Below are 20,256 nucleotides of genomic sequence, written 5' to 3' on the forward strand. Positions count from 1 at the left end.
CGACAAGTAACCGGGGGTTGAACCATGCCTGCGACCGAACGCCTGTCCGGGCGCGCGCTGGGCGCGCTGCTGGTCCTGTGCGGGGCCATCTTTCTCGAAGGCATCGACGTCGCCATGCTGAACGTGGCACTGCCGTCGATCAGGGCCGACCTGGGGCTCTCCACCGGCATGCTGAGCGGCGTGGTCAGCGCGTACGTGCTCGGCTACGGAGGCTTCCTGCTGCTCGGCGGCCGGGCGGCCGACCTGCTGGGGCGGCGCCGGATGTTCCTGCTCTGGCTCGGCGTCTTCCTGGTCTTCTCCGGGCTGGGCGGGTTCGCGACGGAAGGGTGGATGCTGCTGGTCGCCAGGTTCGTGACCGGGGTGGCCGCCGGTTTCATGACGCCCGCCGGGCTCTCGCTGATCACCACGACGTTCGCCGAGGGCAGGCAGCGCAACAAGGCGCTGCTCGTCTACGCGGGCACCGCCGCCGCCGGGTTCGCGCTCGGCCTGGTGATCGGCGGGCTGCTGACGGCGATCGGCTGGCGCTGGGTGTTCTTCGCGCCGGTCATCCTGTCGCTGCTGCTCCTGCTCGTCGCCGTCCCGGTGCTGAGGGAGCCGCCCGCGGACCGCCGTCCCGTGGGCGGCTTCGACCTGTTGGGCGCCGTGTGCGTGACCGGCGCGATGATGCTGCTGGTGTACGGCGTCGTACGGCTGGAGCACCCGGGTGAGGGCCTGGCGCTGACGGCCGGTGCGTTCGCGGGCGGGCTGGCCCTGCTGGCGGCCTTCGTGGTGACCGAGCGGCGGTCGGCCGCGCCGCTGGTCCGCCTGGGCCTGCTCAGGTCGGGCCCGCTGGTGCGGGCGAACCTGGCGGCGATGCTGCTCACCGTCTCGTTCTTCGGCTTCCAGTTCCTCGTCACGCTGTACCTCCAGGAGCTGCGTGGCTGGTCCGCGATCCAGACCGGGCTGGCGCTGATCGCCGCGGCCGCCGACGTGGTGCTGGCGCCCACGCTCACCCCCTGGCTGGTCAACAGGTACGGCAACGCCCGGGTGATCCTGAGCGGGCTGGTCGTCGGGCTGGCGGGCTACGCGTTGTTCCTGGGCGTCGGCCTCGACTGGACGTACGCCGCCATGCTGCCCTCGATGCTGCTGATCGGCACGATGTTCGCGTTCGTCTACGGCCCGCTCACGATCGTCGCGACGGACGGCGTCGCCGAGCACGAGCAGGGCCTGGCCGGGGGGTTGATCAACACGTCCTTCCAGTTCGGCGCCGCGCTCGGGCTGTCGATGGTCACCGCCGTCAACGTGGCCGTGCTGGGCGCCGGCGGCACTCCCGAGGCCGGGCTGCGGGCCATCCGGGCCGCGCTGGTCGTGCCGGTGGCCGCCACGCTGCTCGCCGCGCTCGTCATCGCGTTCGGGCTGCGTGGACGGGTCGCACCGCCGGCCGGGCGGCGGCAGGCCGTCGGGGTGTAGTCACTTCAGCAGGCGGGACAGGCGGCGGTCGGCCAGCGGCTTGCCGCCCGTCTGGCAGGTGGGGCAGTACTGCAGCGAGGAGTCGGCGAAGGAGACCTCGCGGATGGTGTCGCCGCAGACGTCGCAGGGCTGGCCGGTGCGGTTGTGCACACGCAGGCCGGACTTCTTCTCCGCCTTGAGGTCCTTGGCCGCCAGGCCGTGCGCGCGCTCGACCGCGTCGCGCAGCGTGCTGACGATGGCTTCGTACAGGTCGGCGACCTGTGCCTCGGTGAGGGTGGCCGCGATCTTGAACGGCGACATCCTCGCCGCGTGCAGCACCTCGTCGGAGTAGGCGTTGCCGATGCCCGCGATGATCTTCTGGTCGCGCAGCAGGCCCTTGATCTGGGTGCGGTTGCCGCCCACGATGCCCTGCAGGGTCGCCACGGTGAAGGATTCGTCGAGCGGGTCGGGGCCGAGCGCCGCGACGCCAGGCACCTCATCCGGATTTTTCGTGACATAGACCGCGAGGCGCTTCTGCGTCCCGGCCTCGGTCAACTCGAAGCCGGGCGCCAGCCCCTCGTCGTCGGGCGCGAGCCGTACGCGCACCGCGAGAGGCCCCTTCCCCCGGCGGACCGGCTTGGCGCCCGAGAGGTCGTCACGCCAGCGCAGCCACCCGGCACGGGCCAGGTGGAAGACCAGGTGCAGCCCGTCGCAGTCGAGATCGAGGAACTTGCCATGCCTCGACACACCCGTGACGGTCAGCCCGCCGAGCGCGCTGACCGGCGGGTCGAACGTCTTGAGCGCCTGGAACGCGACCACGTCGACGCCCAGGATGGTGCGGCCCACCGCCTGCTCGCGCAGGAACCCGGCCAGTGACTCGACTTCGGGAAGCTCCGGCATGCCACCAGGGTACGGCGCGCACCGCACTGTCCACAGCCTGTGGAAATCTTCCTAAGGCACGTCCCAGAACGCCAGCTCGTGGGCCATGCCCTCCACGAACAGGGCCTCGGCCCGTGCCGGATCCGGATCGGCCTCGTCGATCATCTCGCCGATCCGCCTGGCCAGGGCCGCGAATCCGGGATCGGCGTACGTGTCGACCCAGGCCCGGTATCGCGGCTCAGCAGGCGGGTTCTCCGCCAATATCCGGCCAAGCGTCGAATATCCCCACATGCATGGATAAAGCGCCGCGAGCCCGTCCCCGTAGTCCGCCGCCGACTCCAGCAGGAACGACGTGTAGGCCGCGCACGCCGGCCCCTTGCGGGCCCCCTCCAGATCGGCGCCGAACCCCGCCGACAACGACCGGTGCAGGTCGAGCTCGTCGTGGAAGGTCGCGTGGGCCAGGTCCACGAGATCGCCCAGGTGCGCGGCGGGCGCCTGCCAGGCCAGCCGCGCGAAGACCCGTACGTAGTCGTGCAGGAACAGGTAGTCCTGCTCCAGCCAGGACCGGAAGACCGGCTCGGGCAGATCACCGCGGCCGATGCCGACCACGGTGGGGTGCGCGAGCTGGGCGTCCAGGAGCGGGCGTCCGACGGCGTGCAATCTCTCAGCAATGCTCATGAACGGCACGTTAGTGTCGAAACATGAACGTGACGATCGCGGAGGAACTGCTGCTCCTCGCCTACACCGAGGACGAGGGCAAGCAGCTCATCGGCGCCTCCCAACTCGATCCCGCGCTCGCCGGCGCGATCCTGGCCGAGCTCGCCGTCAACGACAGGATCGAGCTGTCGGGCAAGAAGGTGTCGGTCAAGGACCCCACCCCCCTCGGCGACGAGGAGCTCGACGCCACGCTGGCCCGCATCACGGCGGAGGGCAAGGAGCGCAAGCCCGTCTGGTGGGTCCAGAGGCTCCACTCCACCAAGCTGCGCAGGCGCCTGCTGACCAGGCTCGCCGAGTCGGGCGTGCTGGCCGAGGACCGGGGCAAGGTGCTCGGCGTCTTCCCCACCACGCGCTGGCCGGAGACCGACGGCTCGGTCGAGGCACAGGTCAGGGAGCGGGTCGCCAGTGCACTCGGCGGCGCGGACCCCGACGCCCGCACCGCTGTGCTCATCGCCGTCATGCACGCGGCCAAGCTGGACCGCAAGGCGTTCCCGGGAGCCGACAAGGACCGCGTCAAGGAGATCGCCGAGGGCGCGTGGGCGGGTGACGCCGTCGCCAAGACCATCGCGGCGATCAACTCGGTCATCGTGATCGCCGCGACCTCCGCCGCCGTCTCGGCGGCCGCCACGGGCTCCAGCGGCTGACGTGGTGGCGGACCGCACCGGGGCCTCAGCCCGCGTCGAGGATGTCCTTCGGCACCGGCCTGTCCTCGGCGAGCGCGTCGAAGAGGGCGAGGGCCTTGGTCCGGTCCCACTTGACCGCCGTGCCGCCGTCGACGCTCTCGTTACCGCCGAACGGGACGACCGTGGTCACCGGGCTGTCGCCCATGGCCAGGCCCAGCGAGAGCATGTCGAACGCGCCCGTGCCCTCGTCGACCGCGACCGCCTCGGTGGCGCTCATGGCCAGCGGGATCGAGGTGAAGGGGTTGATCAGGACGCCGGGGCTGGCCGCCTTCTTCACCACGGCGGACAGGAACTGCCGCTGACGCTTGGTGCGTTCGAAGTCGGGCAGCGCGCCGCCCTTGCGGGTGCGTACGTAGCCGAGGGCCTGGTTGCCGGTCAGGACCTGCTTGCCCTTCTTCAGCTTGAGCCCGGCCAAGGGGTCGTCGACGGCGGCGCGGACGTCGATCTCGACCCCGCCGACCGCGTCGACGATGTCCACGAAGCCGGCGAAGCCGATCTCCATGTAGTGGTCGACGTGCACTCCCGTGGCGGTCTCGACGGTCTTGACCAGCAGGCTCGGCCCGCCGATGGCGTAGGCGGCGTTGAGCTTGTGACGGCCTTTGCCCGGGACGGTGACCGCCGAGTCGCGCGGCAGGCTGACCAGCGTGGGCCTGTCGCCGCCGTCGGGGATGTGCAGCAGCATCATCGAGTCGGTGCGCTGACCGGCCGCGCGGCCCGTGGCGAGCTTGCGGCGCTGGGCGGCCGACAGGCCCTTGCGGCTGTCGGAGCCGACGAGCAGCCAGTTGGTGCCCGGGGTGTCGGCGACGCGGCCCTCGTAGTCGTCGAGCACGTTGTCGATGCCGCCCAGCCGGGAGTCGATCCAGAAGAACAGGCCGATGCCCGTGACCAGCAGCAGCACCACGAAGGCCGCGACGATCTTGAGGATCGTGCGGACCGACGGCCGCCGTCGCGGCGGCCTGGGCCCGGAGGGCGAGCGCTCGCCGGGAGACCGCAGCGGCTTCACCGGACTGCTCCCCGAACGCTGGCGACCGTACACGCGCCCGCCGGACCGGGGCGGGTCTCCGGCGGGCGGCATCGCGGACGACCCGGACGAGCCGGACGACCCGGACGACCCGGGCGGTCTGGGCGGTCCGGACGAGCCGGGCGGCACCGGCGCGGACGGGCGCTGGTGCGCGGGGGCGCCACCGGACCGCAGGCCACCGTCCGGCCTCGGGGGCAGCGGACGGCCGTCACCAGGCGAGCGCATGGCCCGCGTCCGCTCGTCCTCAGACACTTCGATCTTCTTCCCCTCGGTTGCCATAAACGCTACGTCGATCCGCCGACCAGTGAAGACCCGTCACCAAGGTTTTCCCATGGAAAAGTACGCACAGCTTGCACATAGCCGCTCCGGAAACATAGACGTGATCCGAGTCGTTACGTTTTGTGGACCAGTTCTAGCGAAAGGATGATCGTGTCCGCCTCGGACCCATGGAGTAGTCGCCCGTGCACGAGCACGGGTTCCCCTGAGAGCTCACCGCGGTGAGCGCTTATCTGGGCCTGGTGGCCCTCTTCCTTCTCACCGCGGCGACCGGCTACTTCGTCGCCCAGGAGTTCGCCTTCGTGGCCGCCGACCGGGCCGTCCTGCGTGAGCAGGCCGCCGCCGGCGACAAGGCCGCGGCCAAGGCCCTCCAGGTCACCTCCCGCCTCTCGTTCATGCTCTCCGGCGCGCAGCTGGGCATCACGGTCACCGCGCTGATCGTCGGCTTCCTGGCCGAGCCCGCGATCGCCACACTCGTACGCCCCCGGCTCGCCGAGGCCGGGCTCTCCGAAGGCGTCATCGCCGGGCTGTCGGTGACCATCGGCGTGTTCGTCGCGACCGTGGTCCAGATGGTCCTGGGCGAGCTGGCGCCCAAGAACCTCGGCATCGCCCGGCCGGAGGCCGTCGCCAAGTTCCTGGCCGGGTCGACGCTGGTCTACCTCGCGGTCGTCGGCCCCGTGGTCCGCCTGTTCGACTCGGCGGCCACCGGGCTGCTCAGGCGCGTGGGCATCGAACCCGTCGAGGAGGTGGAGCACGGCGCGACCCCCGAGGAGCTCTCGCGGATCATCGCCGAGTCCACCCGGGCGGGCGAGCTGCCCCCGCGGCTGTCGGAGCTGCTGGAGCGGGCGCTGGAGTTCGGCGACCGCATCGCCGAGGAGATCATGGTGCCGCGCCCCCGCGTGGTGGCGCTGCGCGACGCCCAGCCGATCTCGGAGCTCATCGACGCCATGCGCGAGTGCGGCCACTCCCGCTACCCCGTGCTCGGCGACGACGGCGACGTCGTGGGCGTGACGGGCGTCCGCGAGCTGCTGGCCGCCGGCCTGGAGGACGGCCGGATCAGGGACGTCACCCGGCCCGCCCCTCTGGTGCCCGACTCGCTGCCGCTGCCGGCGGTGCTCGACCAGATGCGCACCGCCAAGGACGACATCGTCTGCGTCATCGACGAGTACGGCGGCCTGGCCGGCGTGATCACCATCGAGGACCTGGCCGAGGAGCTCGTCGGCGAGCTCGTCGACGAGAACGACCCCGAGCCCGCCGGCGCGGTCGAGCGGCCCGGCGGCGTCTGGGACGTGCCCGGCCGGCTCAGGCTGGACGAGGTCGAGCGGGCCACCGGCATCGCGCTGCCCGAGAGCGACGACTACGACACGCTCGCCGGGCTGGTGCTGGCCAAACTCGGCCGGCTGCCCGACGCGGGCGACACGGTGATCGTGGCCACGACGCCCGAGACCGACCCGTTCGTGGAGGACGACGACGAGCATCTGGCCGAGTTGACCGTGCTCTCCCTCGACCGCCGGGTGCCCGACTGGGTGCGGCTGGCGCCGGTGCAACACGCGGAGGCCACCCGATGACGCTGATCCTGCTCAGCCTCGCGCTGCTGGCCTTCAACGCGCTGTTCGTGGCCGCCGAGTTCGCCTTCGTCTCCTCCCGGCGCCACCGCCTGGAGGAGATGGCGAGCGGCGGCAACCGTATGGTCAGGATCGCCGCGAAGTCGGCGGTGGGCGGCGGCCGGCAGCTGTCGCTCATGCTGGCCGGCGCGCAGCTCGGCATCACGCTCTGCACACTGGGCCTCGGCTACGTCACCGAGCCGGCGATCGAGCACTTCCTGGAGCCGGTCTTCGCCACGCTCGGCGTGCCGGAGCCGCTGCGGGTGCCGATCGCGCTGACCTTCGCGCTGGCGCTGGTGACGTTCCTGCACATGGTGATCGGCGAGATGGCGCCCAAGTCGTGGGCCCTCACCCATCCCGAACAGGCGGCCATGGTGCTGACACTGCCCTTCCGGGGCTTCGTGTGGCTCATGCGCCCGCTGCTGTCCACGCTGAACGGCCTGACCAACCTGATCCTGCGGATATTCGGCGTGCAGCCACGCGACGAGCTGGCCACCACCAGGACCCCGCGGCAGCTGGCCATGCTGGTCGGCGAGTCGGGCCGGATGGGCCTGCTCGACCGGGAGGAGCACGACCTGCTCACCCGGGCGCTGCGGCTGCAGGCGGAGGGCATCGAGCGGCTGATGGTGCCGATCGACCGGGCCGTCATGGTCCCGGCGTCGGCCGGCGCCACCCGCATCAGGGAGGTCGCCCGGGACAGCGGCCACCTGCGGCTGCTCGTCGGCGCTCCCGGCGACGTCCAGGGGGTGCTGCACGTGCGCGACGCGCTGCTCCAGCCCGACCGGACGGCGGGCGAGCTGGCCCGTCCCGTGCCCAGGCTGGCCGGCGCCACGCAGGTGCCGGAGGGTGTGACAGCGCTTCAGGAGGCCCGGGCGCACCTGGCTCTGGTCACCGGACAGGGCGGCGTGGTCGTGGGCATGGTGACCCTCACCGATCTGCTCGGCGAGCTGCTCGACACGCGCACGATGGCGGCCTGAACGAGCGGCGCGCGATAGCGGCCAGAACCCCGGGAATGTGGTCAAAAACACACCGCCCGGCCGATAGTAATCCGAAAGTGGACTGCAACCGGCCGGGCCTACATTCCTCACGAGGGCGTGAGCCGTACACAGGTTCTTGAAAAGAAGAAGCCCCAGCTCTTGCGAACCGGGGCTGTCGTTCGTCAGTGTGGGTCTGCCGAATTCATCGGCCGTACCGCGATGTGGGCGAGGAGGGATTTGAACCCTCACGTCCTTTCGGACACACGGACCTGAACCGTGCGCGTCTGCCGTTCCGCCACCCGCCCTGAGTGGGTGCTGAGAAACAGTAGCACGGAACAGCCGCTGGTACTGAACCCGGATACGATCGCATAAGACACGGGAGCGGAGGAGCTGGGCGCGACAGCCGACGAGCGCCGGGATCACCGCGACGGTGGGACGAGCGGGCACCAGGCATGAGAGCGTCTGGAGGCCGCGATCATATGCACGGAGGAAGGGAGGTACCCGGTGGGAGTCCTTCAGCGCTTCGAGCGAAGGCTCGAAGGCTTGGTTGAGGGGGCCTTTGCGCGGGCGTTCAAATCTGACCTTCAGCCGGTCGAGGTCGCCAGCGCGGTTCAGCGGGAGATGGATGAGCGTGCGGCGATCGTCGCTCAGGGTCGCACGCTCGTGCCCAACGACTTCGTGGTTGAGCTGTCCACGACCGACAGCGAACGGCTTGAGGTCTACGCCGACAGCATCAGCCACGAGCTGGCCAACCTTGCCAGGGAGTACGCCAAGGAGCAGGGCTACTCCTTCGTGGGACCGGTCCGGGTCCGTTTCGAGACCGCCGCCGACCTCGCTGTGGGCTTGTTCCGCATCAGGTCAGGCGTCATCCGCGGCGCGACGGTGGAGCAGGACGAGATTCGCCAGCCGGCGAGCGACCTGCCTCCGTCGAGGCCCAACGCGTTCGGCGGGCGGCCCAGGCTGCTCGTCTCCACCCAGGACGATCCTCAGGGCGACCGCTCCTACGAGCTCACCACCCCGGTGACCTTGCTCGGGCGGGGCACCGACTGCGACCTTCGCCTGGTCGACCCGGGGGTCTCCCGCCATCACGCGGAGCTGCGCGTCGAGGGGCAGCAGGTCCACCTGGTCGACCTGGGATCGACCAACGGCACATTCGTCAACGGCCAGCCGATACGCAGGATCGAGCTCCAGAACGGCACGCGAGTGACTCTGGGGCGCACGACTCTGGTGTTCCGGCGCGATTGAGGGTAGACAAACGGTCCATGTCCGAGCTCACGCTGCTGCTGATCCGGCTCGCCTTCCTGGCGGTGCTGTGGTTCTTCGTCATTGCCGCAGTCGGCGTGATCCGGACTGACTTGTTCGGATCCCGTACGGCTCCCGTCGGCCCACGCAAGAGTGCGAAACCATCCAAACCAGTGGCAAAGCCGAAGAACAAGAAAGGCGAGCCACGCCAGCTTGTCGTGACAGGTGGCCCGCTCCAAGGCACCACCATTAATCTCACGGAGACGCCCATCACCATTGGCCGGGCGAACGACGCCACACTGGTAGTCAGCGATGACTACGCTTCCAGCCGACATGCCCGGCTCTTTCCCCAGGACGGTCAGTGGATCGTGGAAGATCTCGGTTCGACCAACGGCACGTATCTCGACCGCTCGAAAGTCACCCGCCCGACCCCGGTGCCGCTCGGTGTTCCGATCCGCGTCGGCAAGACAGTCATTGAATTGCGCAAATGACCATCGCACTCCGCTACGCCGCCCGCTCGGACGTCGGCCTCCTCCGCGAAGGGAACGAGGACTCGGCGTACGCTAGCGGCCGCCTGCTCGCCGTCGCCGACGGCATGGGCGGGCACGCACACGGCGAGGTGGCGAGCTCCGTCGCCATCGCCGCAATGGCCTCTCTCGAAGAGGCCCAGCAGGGCGGTGACCTGCTCAACGCCATCGAGGCAGCCGTACGCGACGCCAATCGCAAGCTGCACGAGATGGTAGGTCGGGACCCGAGCCTCAAGGGCATGGGCACCACGCTCACCGCCATGCTCTGGAACGGCACCCAGGTGGCCCTGGTGCACGTCGGCGACTCGCGCGCCTACCTGCTCAGACGCGGGGAGCTCTACCAGATCACCCACGACCACACGCTGGTGCAGCAGCTGGTCGACGACGGGCGCATCACCCCCGAAGAGGCCGCGACACATCCGCAGCGCTCGATCCTGCTGCGGGCGCTCGACGGCAGCGGCGAGGTCGACCCCGATCTCACGCTGCGCGAGGCGCAGGTGGGCGACCGCTACCTCCTCTGCTCCGACGGGCTGTCGGGCGTGGTGAGCGCGGAGACGCTGCACGCCACGCTGACCAACATCGACGACCCCGAAGAGGTGGTACGCCAGCTCATCGACCTGGCCAACCGGGGCGGCGGGCCCGACAACATCACCTGCGTGCTGGCCGACGTGCTGGAGATCACCGACGGGCAGCAACCGCCCGCCGACGTGGCCGTCGTCGGCGCGGCGGGCATGAACCGCCTGCGGTCGAGCCCCCAGGACACCTCCCCGGGGCGCGTCGGCACGGTGACCGCGCCCCAGCCGGTGATCACCGACGACGACTACGAGCCGGGCGCCCAGGCGTCCCGGCGGCCGGTCAAGCGCCGTCGGGTGTGGCCCGTGCTGGTCTCCGTGCTGGGCTTCGGGGCCGCCGTGGTGGGCGTCGGCGGCTACTTCGGCTGGCAGTGGACCCAGGAGCAGTTCTTCGTCGGGGCCAGGGGCGACGAGGTCGTCGTGTTCCAGGGGATCCCGCAGGAAGTGGGCCCGTTCCAGTTCTTCTCGGTCGCACAGCACACCGGCAAGCCCTTGTCCAAGCTCTCTCCCCCCGATCAGGCCCTGATCAAGGACGGCATCGAGGTCACGAGCGTCGCTGAAGGCATGACGAGGATCAACGGTTTGAAGTTCACGACTGAACAGAAGGCGACGCCGCCCGCGAGCACGTCACCGTCCCCCACCGCGACGAAGACGCAGCAGTAGATGAGCGAAGTGGCCGCGTCACCCGTCCCCATGCCCGCCAAGCGGCGTGGGGCGCAGTTGGCCATGCTCGCCTTCGCGGTGGCCATCGTCATGGGGGCCTACGCCAATGTGGGCCTGGCCATCGACGGCCAGATCCCCGCGGGCATGCTGACCTACGGCTTGAGCCTGGGCGGGCTGATGCTGGCCGCCTACCTGGTGCTCGCCAAGTTCGCCCCCTGGGCCGATCCCCTGATCCTCCCGCTGGTGACGCTCATCAACGGGTTGGGCCTGGTGATGATCTTCCGGCTCTCCGAGTCGGATTCGCCCTTGCCTTCGGCCAAGCTCGCCTCACCCAGCTCCCAGCTGCTGTGGACGTTCATCGGCGTCCTGCTGTTCAGCCTCACCCTGATCTTCCTGCGCGATCACCGCGCGTTGCAGCGGCTCACCTACACCGCCGGCGCGCTGGGCCTGTTCCTGCTGGTCTCGCCGCTGATCCCGTTCCTCGGGCAGGAGATCAACGGCGCCCGCATCTGGATCGGCATTCCCGGCCTCGGCCAGCTCCAGCCCGCCGAGTTCGCCAAGCTCGCGCTGGTCGTCTTCTTCGCCGGCTATCTGGTGGCCAAGCGCGACGTGCTCGCCCTCGCCGGGCGCCGGCTGCTGTTCATCGACCTGCCGCGGGCCCGCGACCTCGGCCCCGTGCTCATCACCTGGGGCGTCAGCCTGGGCGTCCTGGTCATGCAGAAGGACCTGGGGTCCTCGCTGCTGCTGTTCGGCACGTTCGTCGCGATGCTCTACATCGCCACCCAGCGCAGCTCCTGGGTCATCATCGGCATCCTGCTCTTCGCGGGCGGCGCCGTTCTGGCGGGCATGGTCTTCAATCACGTCCAGCAGCGCTTCGAGGTCTTCCTCAACCCCGGCGATCCGGCGCTCTTCGACGCGGTCGGCGGCAGCGGGCAGCTCATGCAGGGCCTGTTCGCCATGGGCTCCGGCGGGATCCTCGGGACCGGGCTCGGCCAGGGCCACCCCGAGATCATCCCGCTGGCCTTCTCCGACTTCATCTTCGCCGCCACCGGCGAGGAGTTGGGCCTCACCGGGCTGATGGCACTGCTCATGCTCTACGCGCTGCTCGTCGAACGCGGCCTGCGCACCTCGATCGCGGCTCGCGACCCGTTCTCCAAGCTGCTGGCGGCCGGCCTGTCGTTCCTGCTGGCCTGGCAGATCTTCATCATCGTCGGCGGCGTCACCAACCTCATCCCCCTGACCGGCCTGGTCACCCCGTTCATGTCGCAGGGTGGCTCGGCACTGCTGTCCAACTGGATCCTCATCGCGCTCCTGGTACGCATGTCGGACGCGGCGCGGCGGCCCCCGCCCCAGGCGATCCAGAACGAAGGAATGACGCAGGTGTTCCAGCGATGAACAGCCCGATCAAGCGCGCGGCCGTGGCCTGCCTGGTGATGTTCGCGCTGTTGATGATCAACGTGAACTACCTCCAGGCGGTTCGCGCCGAAGGCCTGTCCGAGGACGCCCGCAACACCCGCAACTACTTCGAGCGCTACGCGGTGCAGCGGGGGCGCATCACGGCGGGCGGCAAGGTGATCCTCGCCCAGTCCAAGGAAGCCTCGGGCGACTTCAAGTTCCTCAGGGAATACCCCGACGGCAAGCTCTACGCCCACATCACCGGCTTCTTCTCGCCCGAGAGCGCCTCGGGCATCGAGGCGGCCCGCAACAGCCTGCTCGACGGGTCCAGCCCCGACCTGCTGCTGCGGCGCAGCATCGACCTGTTCACCGGCGAGCCCACCAGGGGCGCCAACGTCGACCTCACGATCAACCCGAAGGCGCAGAAGACCGCCTACGACGCGCTGCGGCAGAGCGGCAAGCGGGGGGCCGTGGTCGCGCTCAACCCCAAGACGGGCGCGATCCTGGCGATGGTGTCGCTGCCCACCTACGACCCCGCCGAGCTGTCGGGCACCGACAAGGGCAAGGTGTTCGGCCGCTACGACGAGCTGGCCAAGGAGAAGTCCCAGCCGCTGCTCAACCGCAACATCGACCGCACCTACCCGCCCGGCTCCACCTTCAAGGTGGTCACGGCCGCGGCGTTCCTGGAGGACGACTCCAGCCGCGGCCCCGACACGGTGGTCGACGCGCCGCAGGTGCTGCGGCTGCCGGGCACCAGCACCACCCTGCCCAACTACGGCGGCGCGGCCTGCGGCGGCGGGCAGGTGCCCTTGATCTACGCTCTGGAGAAGTCCTGCAACACGCCGTTCGGCAGCATCGGCATGGACCTCGGCTACGACAAGATGCGCGAGCAGACCGAGAAGTTCGGCATGGGCCAGCAGCTCGGCATCCCGATGTCGGTGGCCAAGAGCGACTTCGGCCGCAAGGAGGACCAGGCGGCGGTCGCCATGGCCTCCATCGGCCAGCGCAGCAACCAGATGACGCCGCTGCAGATGGCCATGATCGCCGCGGGCATCGCCAACGACGGCACGGTCATGAAGCCGTACCTCGTGAACAAGATCACTGACGCGAAGGGCGACTCGGTCGAGGAGGCCGAGCCCGAGGAGCTGACCGAGGCGGTCAGCTCCGAGACGGCCGGCGAGCTGCGCGAGATGATGGTGAGCGTCGTCGCCAACGGCACCGCCAACCGGGCGCAGGTCCCCGGCGTGCAGGTGGCGGGCAAGACCGGCACCGCGGAGACGGCTGACGGCCAGCCGCCGCACGCGTGGTTCATCTCCTTCGCGCCGGCCGACGACCCGCAGATCGCCCTCGCGGTCCTGGTCGAGTCGGGGGCCGCCAACGTCGGAGCCGAGGCGACGGGCGGCGGCACCGCCGCGCCGATCGCGAGGGCGGTGCTGGAGGCGGTGCTGAACAAGTGATTGACGGTAACGTGCTGAATCATGCGGCTCGGTAACCGCTACCATCTGCTCTCCCGCATCGCCATGGGCGGTATGGGGGAGGTTTGGCGTGCCCGGGACGAGCTGCTCGCCCGCGAGGTGGCCGTCAAGGTGCTGCGCGCCCACATCCACGCCGACCCGACGTTCCGCGAGAGGTTCCGCAACGAGGCGCGGATCACCGCCGCGCTGGCCGACCCCGGCATCGCCCAGATCTTCGACTACGGCGAGCAGGACGACGTGGCCTACCTCGTGATGGAGCTGGTGCACGGCGAGCCGCTGTCGGCCATCCTGGCGCGCAACGGCTCGCTGGGGCCCGAGGTGGCGCTCGACGTGCTCCACCAGACGGCCAGGGCACTGCACGTCGCCCACTCCGCGGGGGTCGTCCACCGCGACATCAAGCCGGGCAATCTCCTCGTCACGCCCGAGGGCACCATCAAGGTGACCGACTTCGGCATCGCCCGCGCCCTGGAGGCTGCGCCGGTGACGCAGACCGGCACGGTCCTCGGCACCGCCCAGTACGTCAGCCCCGAGCAGGCGCAGGGCCTGCCGCTCACGCCCGCCACCGATCTCTACTCCCTGGGCGTGGTGGTCTACGAGTGCCTGGCGGGGCGCACCCCTTTCCGAGCCGACAGCCAGGTGGCCATCGCGCTCCAGCACCTCAACGAGCAGCCGCCGCCGCTGGGCGTCGACGTGCCGGCCCCGGTGCGCGAGCTGGTCATGGTGTTGCTGGCGAAGGAGCCGGCGCAGCGTCCCCAGTCCGCGTCGGAGCTGGCCGACCGGGCCAACGTGCTGCGGGAGTCGCTGGCCGACGCCGGGCAGGGCGCCGAGCTCAGCATGCTGACCGATCCGGGCGGCTTCCCGGTGCGCGAGCGGGACGACAGCTGGCCGGACGACAGCTGGCCGGCCGGTAGCGAGCGCGACCACCGCGGGCCGGACGACGGCGGGCCGACCAGCGACTTCCGGCCGGCGGCCACCATGCTGCAGGCGCCGCGGCCCAGGCGGCGCAGGCATGCCCGGGCGGTGGCGGCGGTCGCCACGGCGGGCTGCGTGGCCGCGGTGGGGTTCAGCGCCATGATGCTGGCGCAGCGCGACACGCCCGCCAAGCCGCCCGATGTCGCCGAGCCCACGCAGACGGTGGTGACACCCAGCCAACGGCCGTCCAAGACGAAGACACAGACTCGCCGAACCCCGGTGGTTACGGTGAAGTCAACGCGGCCGGTACCCTCGCCGTCGGCTACGGTAAGCAAGTCGGCAACGCCTACCAGACAGCCGACGCCGAAACTGACGCCGACACCGACCCCGACGCCCACGCCCACCCCAACGCCCACCAGTACACCGACAACTCCGACACCTAGCGCCTCGCCGGACCCGGGTGAGACAAACCCGCCGAAGGAGGAGACGTGATGCGCCACGGGGTCGATGATGGACACCGGCGGCCCCCCGAGCAGGCCGGTACCCCAGATGAACGGTAAGGGACAGTGCAGGAAATGACTCAGCCTCGGCTACTCGGTGGTCGTTACGAGCTCGACGGTGTCGTCGGGCGCGGCGGCATGGCCGAGGTGTATCGCGCCCGAGACATCCGGCTGGACCGCATAGTCGCGATCAAGACCCTCCGCTCCGACCTCGCACGTGACCACACCTTCCAGGCTCGTTTCCGTCGTGAGGCGCAGTCCGCCGCGTCGCTGAACCACCCTGCCGTGGTCGCGGTCTACGACACGGGCGAGGACGTCTCCGAAGGCGCTCCCGTGCCCTACATCGTGATGGAGTACGTCGACGGCCGGACGCTGCGCGACCTGCTGCGCGCGGACCGGCGGCTGCTGCCGGAGCGCGCGGTCGAGCTGGTCGACGGGATCCTGCGCGCGCTCGACTACAGCCACCGCGGCGGCATCGTGCACCGCGACATCAAGCCGGCCAACGTGATGATCACTCGTGCCGGCGACGTCAAGGTGATGGACTTCGGCATCGCCCGTGCGATGGCCGACTCGGCCGCGACGATGACGCAGACCGCGCAGGTGATAGGCACCGCCCAGTACCTGTCGCCCGAGCAGGCGCGCGGGGAGCGGGTCGACGCCCGCAGCGACATCTACTCGACCGGTTGCGTGCTGTACGAGCTGCTGACCGGCCAGCCGCCGTTCACCGGTGACTCGCCCGTCGCGATCGCCTACCAGCACGTGCGCGAGGAGCCGATCCCGCCGTCGCAGATCGACCGTGAGATCCCCGCCTGGGCCGACGCGATCGTGCTCAAGGCGATGGCCAAGGACCCGGCCCACCGCTACCAGAGCGCCAGCGAGATGCGGGCCGACATCCAGCGGGCCATGTCCGGCATGCCGGTCGACGCCCAGACGATGACGATGACCGGCAACTACGGCCAGGGCACGCGCATGATGACCGCGACCCAGGCGGCGACGGGCCCGGCCACCCAGCGCGGCGGGATCCCGGCCTACGAATACTCCGACGGCGAGGGCGGCGGCCGTGGTGGCCGGCGCCGGGCCAACAGCGGCGGCGACAACCGAGCACTCAAGACGGCGGCGTGGATCATCGTCCCGCTGCTCGTGATCGGCGCGTTCATCGGCATCGGCTACGCGTTCCTCAGCTCCAACGAGACCCCGGCCGCCCAGCCGGTCACCGTTCCGGAGCTGGCGACGCAGACGCTGAGGTCCGCGCAGTCGCAGCTGACGGCGCTCGGCCTGAAGTTCGAGGTCGTCCAGCAGTTCAGCTCCGACGACGACAAGGGCACCGTGATCAAGACCGATCCGGCCGGGGGCACCGAGGTGGCCAAGGACTCGACGGTCAAGTTGTTCGTGTCCAAGGGGCCCGAGCAGGTCAAGGTGCCCGACGGGCTGATCGGGGCGTCGACCGAGGACGCCAACCAGATCCTCGAGGAGCTGGGACTGAGCTCCACGGTCAAGACCAAGGTCTCCAGCAAGCCGCAGGGCAAGGTCATCGAGACCGATCCCAAGGCCGGTGAGCAGATCGAGAAGGGCGGCACCGTCACCCTCTACGTGCCCAAGGAGATGACGGCCGTCCCGAGCGTGATGGGGCTGACCGAGCAGGAGGCCAGCAAGCTGCTCAAGGCCGCCGGCTTCAAGGTCAGGGTCGTTCCGCAGGCCAGCGACGTGGCTCAGGGCACGGTGATCCAGCAGAACCCCGGTGAGGGCGCCAAGCTCAACCCCGGCACGACCGTCACGATCGTGGTCTCCACGGGCCCCGACACGACGCCCACGGAGCAGCCGACGGCCGATCCTGATCCGTCGATCCCCACCGACGAGCCCACCACGGAGGATCCGCCGATCGAGGACAACCCGATCGGCGACGACCTCAGCGGCTGACGAAGGCCCTGGGGCCGCCCTCCGAGATCGGAGGGCGGCCTCGCCGTTTCCTGACTCGCCGTTACCTGAGTCGTGAGACAGCAAAACGCCCCCGCCGCTCGGGGGCAACGGCGGGGACGTTCATTGGTGAGTCGTCCGGCGGGGGCCGGGTGTTACACGATCGCGCGCAGCCAGTTGGCGAGCAGCCGGTGACCGTGCTCCGACAGCACGGACTCGGGGTGGAACTGGATGCCCTCGATGGGCGCCTCACGATGGCGCAGGCCCATGATCACGCCGTCGGGGGTGCGGGCGGTCACGTCGAGCTCGGCGGGCACGGTGTCGGGGCGTACGGCGAGCGAGTGGTAGCGGGTCATCCGCACCGGGGAGGGCAGCGTGGCGAACACGCCTCGGCCGTCGTGGGAGACGGGGCTCGTGCTGCCGTGGACGAGCTCGGGCGCGCGCGAGACGGCGGCTCCGTAGGCGACGGCGATGGCCTGGTGACCCAGGCAGACGCCGAGCAGGGGCAGCCCGTTGCGGGCGGCGTGGCGCACCAGGGGGACGCTGACGCCCGCCGCCTCGGGGGTGCCGGGGCCGGGGCTGATCAGCACGCCGTCGAAGCCGTCGGCGTCGCTCACCCGCACGTCGTCGCGTGGGCGCACGTCGCAGGTGGCGCCCAGCTCGCGCAGGTATTGCACGATCGTGTGGACGAAACTGTCGTGGTTGTCCACGACCAGCACACCGGTCATCCGAGTACGGTCACCTCGTCGAGTGTCACGGCGGGCTCCAGCAGCGGGAACACCGCATACCAGAGTACGGCCACCACGATGGCGACCAGCACGGCGGCCACCAGCAGCTTGACACCCGTGTTGCCCGGCAGCCTGCGCCAGAGCCAGCCGTACATGTCAGTCCTTCCTGAGTTCGAGCCGCTTGAGCACGCCGTGGACGATGAGCCGCTGGGCGGCGGAGTATTCGGGGTGGCAGGTGGACAGCGTGATGACGGCCCGGGTGGGGCGGGCGCCGGGCCTGCCGGGCACCGGCGCGATCACCTCGACCGCGTCGGGTTGCACGATCTCCCGGGTGGTCATCCGGTAGGTGTAGCGGGCCTCACGGGCGTCGACGATGATCTCGTCACCGCGTCTCAGCTCGGCGAGCCGCTTGAACGGCGCGGCGTACGTGGTGCGATGACCCGATACAACGAAATTTCCGATCTGTCCGGGTTGGGCACTGCCGGGGTAGTGGCCGGGGCCCTTCTTGAGATCCTCGGTCCCGACGCCCTCGATGACGGCGTAGCGGTAGTCGTGGCCGAGACGCGGGATCCGCAGCATGGCCACCGCCTTTCCGAGCTGGATCTTCCCCAGGCGCGGCGGGCCGGCGGCACCCGGAGGCGCGCCGGCGGGACGTTCCTCGGTCAACTGACGTTGCAGCAGCACCTGCTGGTCCTCGGTGTAGGCACCGGTGCCCCAGAGCAGGTAGGCGCAGAAAAGCAGGAGTATCAGGCCCGCGGTGATGCTCGACTCCCCCACGGCCCGCAGCATGGCCCTCATCCGATCAAGCGTATGCGGGGTCGATCCGCCGGCCCGGGATCGCCATGTCGTGCGCGTGGCGACTATCCTGGGCCCCGCTACGACTACGCTTACCGAAGAGCCTGTGGACGATCCGGAAGCCCAGGCCCTCAGCAGGAGTTACCAGTGCCCAAGTCCAAGGCTCGCAAGAAGGCGGTCTACACCCCGCCGCAGAAGTCCCAGCAGCTCAAGGTCAGCCCGCGCTGGCTGGCTCCAACGATGGTCGCGGCATGGATCATCGGCGTCCTTTGGATCGCCACCTGGTACGTGGCGCCCCGGGCCCCCTTCATCGGTGACCTCGATGCCTGGAACCTGCTGATCGGGTTTGTTTTTATCGTCTTCGGTGTGGTGCTTTCCACCCGCTGGCGTTAGTTCTTTCCACAGTTTTTCCACAGGCTGGGGATGTCAGCCGGAGCCTCCGACGATGGACGCGGTGCGCACCATCACGAGCAGCCCGAGCACGGCCACCGCTCCCACGATCGTCAGCACCTGCCAGCGGGTCCTGTTGGTCTTGGGGGCGTAGACCAGCGCGGCGGCCAGCAGGGTGCCCACGATCAGTCCGCCGACGTGGCCGGTCCAGCTGATGCGGAGGCCCGAGAACGCGGGCAGCACGAACGTGATCACCAGGTTGAGCACGATGACCACGGCGATGCCCCGCACGTCGAGGTTGAGCCGGCGACCCACCACGAAGACCGCGCCGAACAATCCGAAGACCGCTCCCGAAGCCCCCACCGTCAGGGTGTTGAGCGGGTCGAGCCACAGGTTGAGCACCGAGCCGCCCAGGGCGCTCAACAGGTAGAGGGCCACGAAGCGGCCGTGGCCGAAGGCCCGCTCCAGGTAGGGGCCGATGACGTAGATCGCCCAGCAGTTGAAGAGCAGGTGGATGGTGCTGGCGTGCACGACTGACGCCGTCAGCAGCCGGTGGTATTGGTCCAGATGGGCGACGCCGTTGGGCCACATGCCGAGCGCCACACTGACTGTCTCGCCCAGCAGCAACGACGCGCCGAAGACCAGCACGTTGACGGCCAGGATGGTCCAGGTCGCGTAGGGGGTGTGGACGACCGCGCCGCCGAAGGCGGTCTTCGCCTGCCGGATGCCCTTGTTGCCCTCGGCCACGCACTCGGGGCACTGGAACCCGACGGCGGCGTCACGCATGCAGTCGGGGCAGATGGGCCGGTCGCAGCGCTGGCAACGAACCCAGGTCTCCTTGTCGGGATGCCGGTAACACGTCGGCACCGCCTCTGCGGGCTCTTGGTGCGGAGGGGGGCTAGGCGGCTGGCTGGTCATGACCGCAGCCTATGGCCTGATGGACGGTGCCGCGTGTGCGGCGGAGCTCCGTGCCAGGCCGCCCAGCCCGCTCCCGCTCAGCCCTGGACGCGGTCGATCGTGAGCGACTCGATCACGACGTCCTCGACCGGCCGGTCACCGCGTGCGGTGCGGGTCTTGGCGATCGCGTCGACGACGTCCTGGCCCTCGACGACCTCGCCGAAGATGGTGTGCTTGCCGTTGAGGTGTGGTGTCGGCACGACCGTGATGAAGAACTGCGACCCGTTGGTGCCCTTGCCGAAGCGGATGCCCGCGTTGGCCATGGCCAGCAGGTAGGGCCGGTTGAAGTAGAGATCGGGATGGATCTCGTCGTCGAACTCGTAGCCGGGGCCGCCGATGCCCTGACCGAGCGGGTCACCGCCCTGGATCATGAATCCGGAGATCACCCGGTGGAAGATCGTGCCGTCGTAGTAGCGACCGGTGCTCTTCTCGCCGGTGCCCGGGTGCGTCCACTCGCGGCCGCCCTCGGTCAGCTCAACGAAGTTTCGCACCGTCTTGGGAGCCTGATTAGGAAAGAGCTCCACCTTGATATTGCCACGATTTGTCTGCAGGTTTGCGATCAGCTTCTCAGCCACGAGACAGCTGCCCCCCTCTATGCACA

20 protein-coding genes and 1 tRNA gene are annotated in these 20,256 nt (G+C 69.8%); 12 read left to right on the forward strand and 9 right to left on the reverse strand.

Annotation, left to right across the window (positions count from 1 at the left end):
* The first annotated feature begins 24 nt into the window (after positions 1-24).
* On the forward strand, positions 25-1,449 hold the full coding sequence (locus AB0C16_RS28655) for an MFS transporter (RefSeq protein ID WP_357687141.1): 1,425 nt from the start codon (positions 25-27) through the stop codon (positions 1,447-1,449).
* On the opposite strand, the gene AB0C16_RS28660 is transcribed toward AB0C16_RS28655, so the two are convergent.
* Together AB0C16_RS28660 and AB0C16_RS28665 are read right to left on the reverse strand one after the other, a co-directional pair.
* Positions 1,450-2,328 (reverse strand): DNA-formamidopyrimidine glycosylase family protein, encoded by an 879-nt coding sequence (locus tag AB0C16_RS28660; RefSeq protein ID WP_357687143.1) that lies wholly within the window; start codon positions 2,326-2,328, stop codon positions 1,450-1,452.
* 51 nt (positions 2,329-2,379) lie between these two features.
* Positions 2,380-2,985, reverse strand: coding sequence for a transcriptional regulator (locus AB0C16_RS28665; protein WP_357687145.1), 606 nt, complete (start codon positions 2,983-2,985; stop codon positions 2,380-2,382).
* Positions 2,986-3,008: 23 nt separating this feature from the next.
* Here AB0C16_RS28665 and AB0C16_RS28670 point away from each other — a divergent pair, with 23 nt between their 5' ends.
* Positions 3,009-3,668, forward strand: coding sequence for a GPP34 family phosphoprotein (locus AB0C16_RS28670; protein WP_357687146.1), 660 nt, complete (start codon positions 3,009-3,011; stop codon positions 3,666-3,668).
* A 25-nt stretch (positions 3,669-3,693) separates the two neighbouring features.
* Here AB0C16_RS28670 and AB0C16_RS28675 read toward each other — a convergent pair whose 3' ends face one another.
* On the reverse strand, positions 3,694-4,710 hold the full coding sequence (locus tag AB0C16_RS28675; RefSeq protein ID WP_357687148.1) for an LCP family protein: 1,017 nt from the start codon (positions 4,708-4,710) through the stop codon (positions 3,694-3,696).
* Between the two features lie 515 nt (positions 4,711-5,225).
* Between AB0C16_RS28675 and AB0C16_RS28680 the strand changes: the two genes are divergently transcribed.
* Positions 5,226-6,572, forward strand: a complete 1,347-nt coding sequence (locus AB0C16_RS28680; protein ID WP_357687150.1) for a hemolysin family protein — start codon at positions 5,226-5,228, stop codon at positions 6,570-6,572.
* The gene (locus AB0C16_RS28685) at positions 6,569-7,585 is read left to right on the forward strand and encodes a hemolysin family protein (protein ID WP_357687152.1); all 1,017 of its coding nucleotides are present in this window, start codon (positions 6,569-6,571) and stop codon (positions 7,583-7,585) included. Before AB0C16_RS28680 ends, AB0C16_RS28685 begins: the two co-directional genes overlap by 4 nt.
* 222 nt (positions 7,586-7,807) lie before the next feature.
* On the opposite strand, the gene AB0C16_RS28690 is transcribed toward AB0C16_RS28685, so the two are convergent.
* A tRNA-Leu gene (locus AB0C16_RS28690) sits at positions 7,808-7,890 on the reverse strand.
* Between the two features lie 199 nt (positions 7,891-8,089).
* Between AB0C16_RS28690 and AB0C16_RS28695 the strand changes: the two genes are divergently transcribed.
* From AB0C16_RS28695 to pknB, 7 genes are all read left to right on the forward strand, one after another.
* The gene (locus tag AB0C16_RS28695) at positions 8,090-8,830 is read left to right on the forward strand and encodes a DUF3662 and FHA domain-containing protein (protein ID WP_357687154.1); all 741 of its coding nucleotides are present in this window, start codon (positions 8,090-8,092) and stop codon (positions 8,828-8,830) included.
* A 17-nt stretch (positions 8,831-8,847) separates the two neighbouring features.
* On the forward strand, positions 8,848-9,318 hold the full coding sequence (locus tag AB0C16_RS28700) for an FHA domain-containing protein (RefSeq protein ID WP_357687156.1): 471 nt from the start codon (positions 8,848-8,850) through the stop codon (positions 9,316-9,318).
* Complete coding sequence (locus AB0C16_RS28705) at positions 9,315-10,589, forward strand: Stp1/IreP family PP2C-type Ser/Thr phosphatase (protein WP_357687158.1); 1,275 nt, start codon at positions 9,315-9,317, stop codon at positions 10,587-10,589. Before AB0C16_RS28700 ends, AB0C16_RS28705 begins: the two co-directional genes overlap by 4 nt.
* Entirely contained in the window at positions 10,590-11,984 is a 1,395-nt protein-coding gene (locus tag AB0C16_RS28710; RefSeq protein ID WP_357687160.1) for an FtsW/RodA/SpoVE family cell cycle protein, read from the forward strand.
* Entirely contained in the window at positions 11,981-13,441 is a 1,461-nt protein-coding gene (locus AB0C16_RS28715; RefSeq protein WP_357687162.1) for a penicillin-binding protein 2, read from the forward strand. The genes AB0C16_RS28710 and AB0C16_RS28715 overlap by 4 nt, the downstream gene beginning before the upstream one ends.
* A 21-nt stretch (positions 13,442-13,462) precedes the next feature.
* Entirely contained in the window at positions 13,463-14,863 is a 1,401-nt protein-coding gene (locus AB0C16_RS28720; protein WP_357687164.1) for a serine/threonine-protein kinase, read from the forward strand.
* Positions 14,864-14,946: 83 nt separating this feature from the next.
* Positions 14,947-16,788: a Stk1 family PASTA domain-containing Ser/Thr kinase gene (gene pknB / locus AB0C16_RS28725; protein ID WP_357687166.1), complete on the forward strand. Its 1,842-nt coding sequence runs from the start codon at positions 14,947-14,949 to the stop codon at positions 16,786-16,788.
* 152 nt (positions 16,789-16,940) lie between these two features.
* Here pknB and AB0C16_RS28730 read toward each other — a convergent pair whose 3' ends face one another.
* The 3 genes from AB0C16_RS28730 to AB0C16_RS28740 are packed head-to-tail and all read right to left on the reverse strand — an operon-like array spanning position 16,941 to position 18,311.
* Complete coding sequence (locus AB0C16_RS28730; RefSeq protein ID WP_357687168.1) at positions 16,941-17,513, reverse strand: gamma-glutamyl-gamma-aminobutyrate hydrolase family protein; 573 nt, start codon at positions 17,511-17,513, stop codon at positions 16,941-16,943.
* Positions 17,510-17,668: a hypothetical protein gene (locus AB0C16_RS28735; protein ID WP_357687170.1), complete on the reverse strand. Its 159-nt coding sequence runs from the start codon at positions 17,666-17,668 to the stop codon at positions 17,510-17,512. Before AB0C16_RS28735 ends, AB0C16_RS28730 begins: the two co-directional genes overlap by 4 nt.
* A 1-nt stretch (position 17,669) precedes the next feature.
* Entirely contained in the window at positions 17,670-18,311 is a 642-nt protein-coding gene (locus AB0C16_RS28740) for a class E sortase (protein WP_357687172.1), read from the reverse strand.
* 144 nt (positions 18,312-18,455) lie between these two features.
* Here AB0C16_RS28740 and AB0C16_RS28745 point away from each other — a divergent pair, with 144 nt between their 5' ends.
* Complete coding sequence (locus AB0C16_RS28745) at positions 18,456-18,701, forward strand: cell division protein CrgA (RefSeq protein ID WP_357687174.1); 246 nt, start codon at positions 18,456-18,458, stop codon at positions 18,699-18,701.
* Positions 18,702-18,734: 33 nt separating this feature from the next.
* Here the strand turns inward: AB0C16_RS28745 and AB0C16_RS28750 are convergent, their stop codons facing one another.
* Both AB0C16_RS28750 and AB0C16_RS28755 read right to left on the reverse strand, forming a co-directional pair.
* A complete protein-coding gene (locus AB0C16_RS28750; protein ID WP_357687176.1) occupies positions 18,735-19,616 on the reverse strand; it encodes a rhomboid family intramembrane serine protease in 882 nt (293 codons plus the stop codon).
* Positions 19,617-19,693: 77 nt separating this feature from the next.
* The gene (locus AB0C16_RS28755) at positions 19,694-20,218 is read right to left on the reverse strand and encodes a peptidylprolyl isomerase (protein ID WP_357687230.1); all 525 of its coding nucleotides are present in this window, start codon (positions 20,216-20,218) and stop codon (positions 19,694-19,696) included.
* Between the last annotated feature and the right edge of the window lie 38 nt (positions 20,219-20,256).

The organism is Nonomuraea sp. NPDC048916, assembly GCF_040649575.1.
GTDB lineage: Bacteria > Actinomycetota > Actinomycetes > Streptosporangiales > Streptosporangiaceae > Nonomuraea.

Bases quoted from the DNA above. Each gene is read 5' to 3' on its own strand.
- AB0C16_RS28655 (WP_357687141.1), top strand. From the start codon at position 25: ATGCCTGCGACCGAACGCCTGTCCGGGCGCGCGCTGGGCGCGCTGCTG.
- AB0C16_RS28660 (WP_357687143.1), bottom strand. From the start codon at position 2,328: ATGCCGGAGCTTCCCGAAGTCGAGTCACTGGCCGGGTTCCTGCGCGAG.
- AB0C16_RS28665 (WP_357687145.1), bottom strand. From the start codon at position 2,985: ATGAGCATTGCTGAGAGATTGCACGCCGTCGGACGCCCGCTCCTGGAC.
- AB0C16_RS28670 (WP_357687146.1), top strand. From the start codon at position 3,009: ATGAACGTGACGATCGCGGAGGAACTGCTGCTCCTCGCCTACACCGAG.
- AB0C16_RS28685 (WP_357687152.1), top strand. From the start codon at position 6,569: ATGACGCTGATCCTGCTCAGCCTCGCGCTGCTGGCCTTCAACGCGCTG.
- AB0C16_RS28700 (WP_357687156.1), top strand. From the start codon at position 8,848: ATGTCCGAGCTCACGCTGCTGCTGATCCGGCTCGCCTTCCTGGCGGTG.
- AB0C16_RS28705 (WP_357687158.1), top strand. From the start codon at position 9,315: ATGACCATCGCACTCCGCTACGCCGCCCGCTCGGACGTCGGCCTCCTC.
- AB0C16_RS28710 (WP_357687160.1), top strand. From the start codon at position 10,590: ATGAGCGAAGTGGCCGCGTCACCCGTCCCCATGCCCGCCAAGCGGCGT.
- AB0C16_RS28715 (WP_357687162.1), top strand. From the start codon at position 11,981: ATGAACAGCCCGATCAAGCGCGCGGCCGTGGCCTGCCTGGTGATGTTC.
- AB0C16_RS28720 (WP_357687164.1), top strand. From the start codon at position 13,463: ATGCGGCTCGGTAACCGCTACCATCTGCTCTCCCGCATCGCCATGGGC.
- pknB (WP_357687166.1), top strand. From the start codon at position 14,947: ATGACTCAGCCTCGGCTACTCGGTGGTCGTTACGAGCTCGACGGTGTC.
- AB0C16_RS28730 (WP_357687168.1), bottom strand. From the start codon at position 17,513: ATGACCGGTGTGCTGGTCGTGGACAACCACGACAGTTTCGTCCACACG.
- AB0C16_RS28735 (WP_357687170.1), bottom strand. From the start codon at position 17,668: ATGTACGGCTGGCTCTGGCGCAGGCTGCCGGGCAACACGGGTGTCAAG.
- AB0C16_RS28740 (WP_357687172.1), bottom strand. From the start codon at position 18,311: ATGAGGGCCATGCTGCGGGCCGTGGGGGAGTCGAGCATCACCGCGGGC.
- AB0C16_RS28750 (WP_357687176.1), bottom strand. From the start codon at position 19,616: ATGACCAGCCAGCCGCCTAGCCCCCCTCCGCACCAAGAGCCCGCAGAG.